Below are 212 nucleotides of genomic sequence, written 5' to 3' on the forward strand. Positions count from 1 at the left end.
TTCTGCCTTTACTCTTGCTAATTCTTCGTTTCTTGCTTGGGCTGCTGCCGCTGCCGCTATTCTTGCTTCTTCTGCTAGTTTTGCTTGAGCTGCTTCTTCAGCCTTTACTCTTGCTAATTCTTCGTTTCTTGCTTGTTCTGCTGCCGCTGCCGCTATTCTTGCTTCTTCTGCTAGTTTTGCTTGGGCTGCTTCTTCTGCCTTTACTCTTGCTA

The 212-nt window shown here is 46.7% G+C and carries 1 pseudogene; it reads right to left on the reverse strand.

The window, feature by feature from the left end:
* A pseudogene (locus tag Q0842_RS16415) lies at window positions 1–212 on the reverse strand (sprD domain protein); the annotation flags it as partial.

The sequence above is a fragment of the uncultured Algibacter sp. genome, from assembly GCF_947495675.1.
Taxonomy (GTDB): domain Bacteria; phylum Bacteroidota; class Bacteroidia; order Flavobacteriales; family Flavobacteriaceae; genus Algibacter_B.